The 6,598-nt window shown below is 68.7% G+C and carries 3 protein-coding genes; 2 read left to right on the top strand and 1 reads right to left on the bottom strand.

Annotated features, from left to right (window positions below; translation table 11 throughout):
- The first annotated feature begins 209 nt into the window (after window positions 1–209).
- Window positions 210–2,198 (top strand): alpha-L-fucosidase, encoded by a 1,989-nt coding sequence (locus MPTA5024_RS06715; protein ID WP_036320816.1) that lies wholly within the window; start codon window positions 210–212, stop codon window positions 2,196–2,198.
- Window positions 2,199–2,326: 128 nt separating this feature from the next.
- Here the strand turns inward: MPTA5024_RS06715 and MPTA5024_RS43270 are convergent, their stop codons facing one another.
- Window positions 2,327–4,711, bottom strand: a complete 2,385-nt coding sequence (locus MPTA5024_RS43270; protein ID WP_232326250.1) for an RICIN domain-containing protein — start codon at window positions 4,709–4,711, stop codon at window positions 2,327–2,329.
- Window positions 4,712–6,099: 1,388 nt separating this feature from the next.
- On the opposite strand from MPTA5024_RS43270, the gene MPTA5024_RS06725 reads away from it, so the two are divergent.
- On the top strand, window positions 6,100–6,598 hold a 499-nt coding region (locus MPTA5024_RS06725), incomplete at its 3' end, for an RICIN domain-containing protein (protein WP_036320819.1).

Consider the following 6,598-nt stretch of genomic DNA (forward strand, 5'->3'; position numbering starts at 1 on the left):
CTCCGGTCGCGCCGGCTCCTGACGGGGGTCTGGACAGATCGCTCTCGTTGGCTTACAAAGACATCCAATGTCTGTGTCGTGACGATCCGTTCATCTCGGTGAAACACCGAAGGGTCTCCGGAGGTCCGGTCCCCCGGTTCGCGGGCGGCGCGGCTCGTCCCGCCGTTCGCGCGCGCGCAGAAGAACCCCATCTCGAGAGGTTCCCGCCCATGTCCACCCCCTCGTTCCAGTTCAGCCGCCGCAGGCTCCTCGCCGCGGCCGGGCTCGCCACGGCGGCCGGCGTGCTGAAGGCCGCCCCCGCCTGGGCCACCGCCGGCCCGCAGAGCTACACCGCGAGCTGGTCGTCGGTCGACCAGCACCCGCCGGCTCCGGAGTGGTTCCAGGACGCCAAGTTCGGCATCTACTTCCACTGGGGCGTCTTCAGCGTCCCCGCCTTCGGCAACGAGTGGTATCCGCGCAACATGTACATCAGCGGATCGAACGAGAACAACCACCACAAGAGCGTCTTCGGCGACCCGTCGGTGTGGCCGTACCACAACTTCATCAACGGCGCTCGGGACAAGGCCGGAAACTGGGTGCAGTTCGCGCCGAAGCTGACGTCGGCCGGCGGCGCCTTCGACCCCAACGAGTGGGCCCAGCTGTTCGCCGACGCCGGCGCCAAGTTCGCCGGGCCCGTCGCCGAGCACCACGACGGCTACTCGATGTGGAACAGCTCGGTGAACGAGTGGAACTCCGTGGCCACCGGACCGAAACTGGACCTGCTGCGGCTGCACGCCGACGCCATCCGGGCCAAGGGCCTCAAGCTGCTGGTGTCCCTGCACCACGCGTACAACTTCACGGGCTACTACGACCACGTGCCGTCGCAGTCCAGCACGTCGCTCAAGAAGCTGTACGGGCAGCTCGACAGGACGAGCGAGAACCAGCTCTGGTACAACAAGCTCAAAGAGGTCGTCGACGGCTACCAGCCCGACATCATCTGGGAGGACTTCAACCTCACCCAGGTCGACGAGGCGCAGCGGCTGAACTTCCTGTCGTACTACTACAACCGCGCGGTCGCCTGGAACAAGGACGTCGTCGCCACCTACAAGGACGGGTACAACAACCGGGGCGAGGTCTTCGACTACGAGCGCGGCGGACCGGCCGGCCTCCAGACCCCCTACTGGCTGACCGACGACAGCATCTCCAGCTCCAGCTGGTGCTACACCGTCGGCATCGGCTACTACTCGCTCAACGCCATGCTGCACTCCCTGATCGACCGGGTCAGCAAGAACGGGAACATGCTGCTGAACATCGCCCCGATGGCGGACGGCACCATCCCGTCGGGGCAGCGGTCGGTCCTGTTGGGCATCGGCGACTACCTCAAGCGCTTCGGCGAGTCGATCTACGCCACCCGGGCCTGGACGGCCTACGGCGAGGGACCCACGCAGATGGGCGGCGGCTCCTTCACCACCCCGCGGGCGGGAACCTCCTCCGACATCCGCTTCACCCGCAGCAAGGACAACACGGTGCTGTACGCCACCGTGCTGGGCTGGCCCGGCGGCACGCTGAACATCACGACCCTGAACTCCAACCGGATCAACCTGGGCAACCTGGCCTCGGTCCAGTTGCTCGGCTCCAGCGCCGGCTCCTACGTCAACCTGCCCACGCGTACTCAAGACTCCTCCGGCCTGCACATCTCGATGCCCTCCTCCAGCGCCCCCTTCAGCGCCCCGGCGTACGTGGTCAAGCTGACCTTCTCCGGCCAGATCCCGGCCCTCGGCTCGGGCAGTGGCGGCGGCATCCCGACCGGGTGGGTCCGGATCGCCAACGTCACCACCGGCCTGGTCCTCGACAGCGGCGGGAACGTCGCCTCGGGGTCGGTGCTCAAGCAGTGGAACTACGACGGCAGCACCAACCTGCAGTGGCAGCTGGTCGCCCTCGGCAGCGGCTGGTACCGGATCGTCAACCGCACCAATGGCATGGTCGCCGACAGCTGGGGCAACACCGCCAACGGCGCCTCCTGCCTCCAGGCCCCCTGGAACGGCGGCAACAACCAGCAGTGGAAGCTGAACGACATGGGCAACGGCCGCTACCAGATCGTCAACCGCGGCACCGGCACCGCGCTGGACGGCGGAGGCAACACCACCGTCGGATCGACCACGGTCCTGTGGACGCCGAACTCCAACACGAACAACCAGTACACGATCACCGCGGTCTGACCGGCCCCGCGCCCGCCCGGCCCTCGGGAGCCGGGCGGGCGCGGGGTGACGGCGCCGTCTCGCGCCTTCACCACGGCCGGGAGCCGGTCCGCGCGTGGAGGCGCGGACCGGCTCGCGGGCCGGTCGGGTCAGACGCGGTTCCAGCGCTGGTTGGAGCCGGCGTTGCAGTCCCAGATGGCGAGCTTGGTGCCGTTCGCCGTGGCGTTGTTGGGCACGTCCAGGCACCGGTTCGAACCGACCGCGGTGATGGTGCCGTCGGAGTTGAACCGCCACTTCTGGTTGTTCTGCCCGTTGCAGTCCCAGATGATCACACTGGTCCCGTTGGCGGTGCCGCCGCCGTTGACGTCCAGGCACTTGTTGCCGTAGACCCGCAGCTCACTGGCGCTGGTGGAGGTCCACTGCTGGTTCGCCTGCCCGTTGCAGTCCCAGATCTGCGCCTGCGCGCCGTTCGCCTGGGAGGCGCCGCTGACGTCCAGGCACCGGCCCGAGCCGACGCCCTTGATCGCGTTCGTCCCGCCCGTCGGCGTCGGCGACGGCGAGGGGGACGAGCCGGTCTGGGGCCCCGCCGACGCCATCACGGACTGGGCGCCCGACGGCCACTGCCCGTTGGAGACCGTGACGTTGCCGGACACGACGCTGCCGCGGTCGCCGTTGGTCACATTGGTGCTGCCGTTGGTCGACCAGTTGCCGGTGACGGTGAAGTTCCCCATGTTCTCCCCGCCCCAGTAGTTGGCGGTGAGCCAGGTGCCGGTGTTGGACAGGACGTTGTTCCTGACGGTGTAGTACTTGGAACCCTCGTCGAAGTAGACCCCGAAATAGCCGTTGGTCCGCAGGCAGTAGTTGTCGCTGATCACTGCACCGGGGTTCCACGACAGCGTGTAGATGCATCCGCCGTCGGTCATCTGCTGCATGACGTCGTGCACGTAGTTGCCGACGAGCTGGTTGTTGTTCGCGGTGGTGGCCGTGGTGTACCGCGGCTGGTAGTTGTACAGGCCGCGGTTGGCGTACTGGGTGTTGCCGCCGGGCTCGTTGGCGCCCCAGCCGTACCCGATCGACATGCCGGTGTACGGCATGTTGTAGACCTCGTTGTGGGAGACGTTGGTGCCGCTGACGTAGGTGGTCAGGACCGAGACGATGCCCCGGTAGTCCAGACCGAGGTCGTGGATCCGGTTGTTGCTGACCGTGATGTTCCGGTTGACCATCCGCTGGTCGCTCGGGTGATGCGCGTCGGCGCGCACGCCGCCGACCACGATGCCGCCGGCCGAGTCGCGGGCGATCTCGGACCGGGTGACCGTGATGTTGCTGGCGCCCAGGCCGACACCGCTGGCGTGCGCGTTGGCGTCGTTGCCGATGCCGATGGCCGTCTGCCCCAGGTTGACGAACTGCGAGTCGCTGAAGGTGATGTTGCTGGCGGCCGAGACCTGCACCGCCGCCGGCATCTGGGACCAGTTGGGGCGGGTGGACTCGAACTGCTGGCAGCCCTCCTGGCAGGAGCTCGGCAGGTCGCTGGGCCAGAGCGAGTTGCCCGAGATGTAGGAGCCGGTCTGCTGGTCGGCGAAGCCCTGGTTGCTGCTGGGCCCGAGCCAGCTGGTGCCGGTGAAGGTGATCCCGGCGAACGCGATGTTGTGCGCGGGCGCGTCGTAGGTGCCGCCGACGTCCACCAGGGACTGCAGAGTCGGCAGCTCCACGCTGACGTTGCTCATGTTCTGCCCGGAGAGGGGGATGTAGGACAGCACGCCCGTGGACGGGTTGATGTACCACTCACCCGGGGAGTCGAGGAACTCGTAGGCGTTCTCGATGTACAACGGCCCGGCCCGGTGCGGAGTGGTGAACGTGTCGTACCCGAAGATGTTGTTGCTCCAGCTGGGCTGCTGCATCGTGATGAAGTTCCCGCTGATGCTCTGCACCCGGACGTACCGGTCGGTGAACGAGCCGACGCTCTCCAGCTCGATCCGGTTCTGGTTGGTCAGCGAGTTCAGGTAGCTCAGCGAGCTGTTGCTGAACCTCATGCCGCTGCCGTTCGAGGTGAAGTCGCCCCGGTTCAGCTGGGTGCGCGCACGCGTGGCGAGGGCGCCGTTGACGTACAGCTGCCGGGTGTCGATGCCGGTGCCGACGTTGGCCTGCCAGATGTTCTTCGACTGGTTGGCGAGCGTCCAGCCGGTGACGGCCCGCGCGCCGGTGACGACGGGGTGGGCGCCCGCCGCGGCCTGCCACACGACCTGGTATCCGTTGTTGCCGGAGTCGGCGGCGGTCAGCCGCAGCGGCGACGACAGCCGGTACGCGCCGTCGGCGAGCTGCACGACGATGTCGCCGGACATGCCGGCGTTCAGCGACCGCACCGCCGTCTGCGCCGCGGAGAGGGAGCACGGCTGGGCGGACGAGCAGGTGCTGCCGGTGCCCGACGGCGACGCGTAGAGAGTCGTGGTGGCGGCGCGGGCCGCGGTGGACAGGGCGACGACGGTGATCGCCACGGTCAGCGCCGCGGCGACGAGACCGGCCAGAACCGGTCTCACCACCGCGGACGGTGAGGACAGATGCACGGGACTTCCTATGGGGGGTAGGGGGTGGTCGGTGAACCCCCTCCGGAGGCGGAGCGCCGCCGTCGAAGGGGGTGGAGGTACGACGACGATCGGCTGCGCGGATCCCGCTTGAGGTCGGCCCGGATCAGGATCCCGGGTGCCGGGTGACCACGAGCGATCGGCCGGCACAGGCGATCTCCTGTGCCGTCAGGGTGACGCCTGGGGTCGCCCGGTGAGGGCCGCGCCGGACGCCGTGGTCGCGATCCGATCGGTCACGTGCTTCTCCAGGTGGCGCGGCCTCACGTGGCACCACGAGGATCGGGGTGGGGCGAGGCGGTGGAAGCCGACGTGGCCGACCACGATGCGGAGGCACGCGACGCGCCTCCACACACCCGCCGAGGTGGTCCAGCCGCACAGGCCCCGGAAGACGCGTCTCCCGGGTGCTTAGCTCCTAATTACGGTCCGTACGGCGAAGGTCGTCAAGACCTTAAGAACGCTTAATTTCCGGACGCGCACACACGAGTCCCGGCCGCTGTTGGCGCCGCGGCTCTGCTGACCAGGGGAAACACGTACCGGCGGTGCCCGGCGGGCCGCTCGCCATGGCGCGGGCCGGCCCTGAATGTTTCGTACTCAAGAGACGGCGCCGACACCCGCGGCGGAAGGGTGGGCCGCTGAGGTCGTCGTGCGGCCGCGAGGAGGGACGCCGTCGCGAATCGTGTCGTTCGCGTGACGCGGTCCGTGAACGTTTCATTCTCACCCTGACAGGGAGTACTGACGTCCCTGATGAGAGCCGCCGGGAATGCCCCACAACCCCCGCGCAGGGCGGGTGAGGAGCGAGCTCCGGTTCTTGACAGGCGGTCGGCTGGTCGTATTTGCTTCGCTGCACCCGCCACCCGCAATCCGCCGGCAGAAGGGAGCACCGCCTCTGTCGATCGTTGGTTAGCGCTAACAACACACGTGACCGCCGCCAGGGCGGGACAGGAGCCGGATCACGCGGCCGGCCGGCCGCAATCGGTTCGTGCGCCTTAACGAAGACGGTTCCGCAGCGGACGACGCGCGCCGATCCGCCGGAACCTGATCGCGCGACGCCGGCACGATCCGGCGCGCACGGCGGCGTGAGCCGGACCGGGGGCGTCCCGGACCGGGCTCCGCACCACTGCACCACTGCCTTTCCCTTCCCCCGCATGTGCCCTCCGCGCGGATGACCCGGTACCGGCGTGACGTCGCGGGAGCGTGCCGCTCCCCGGCCCTGCCGCTCGCGGCAGTCCACACCGCCGGCGACGCGTCGGACGGGACCACACCGCCTCTCGCCGGCTCGGCGAGGCCGCCCGTCGTCAGCACGGCCGTCTCCGCCGCGCCTCCACCCCCCAAGGAGAGAAAGCATGGATTCTTCGTCCATTCCCTTATCGGGCCGTACGGCTCGTGGGCGGCGCTCACCGGCAGCCGTCGCCGCATACCTCGTGACGGCGATCGCGGCCCTCCTCGCCACGGCCGTCATGTGGCCGTCGCCCGCGTCGGCGGCGGTGGCGCCGTTGGTGAGTGCGGCGTCGGGGCGGTGTCTGGATGTGGCGGGCAACTCCGATGCGGCGGGTGCGGCGTTGCAGATCTGGGACTGCAACGGGCAGGCGAATCAGGGGTTCGAGTTCACTTCGGCGGGGGAGTTGCGGACCTTCGGTGGGACGCGGTGTGTGGACGCCTATGGTCAGGGGACCTCGGCGGGCACGAAGGTGGTCATCTGGACGTGTAACGGGCAGGCCAATCAGAGGTGGCGGCAGAACGGGGACGGGTCGGTCGCGGGTGTGCAGTCGGGGTTGTGCCTGGATGTGAACGGGGCGGGGACGGCCAACGGCACCGCGGTCATCTTGTGGACCTGCAACGGCC

Source organism: Microbispora sp. ATCC PTA-5024 (assembly GCF_000511135.2).
In the GTDB taxonomy this organism is placed as follows: Bacteria; Actinomycetota; Actinomycetes; order Streptosporangiales; family Streptosporangiaceae; genus Microbispora; species Microbispora corallina.

Bases quoted from the DNA above. Each gene is read 5' to 3' on its own strand.
- MPTA5024_RS06715 (WP_036320816.1), top strand. From the start codon at position 210: ATGTCCACCCCCTCGTTCCAGTTCAGCCGCCGCAGGCTCCTCGCCGCG.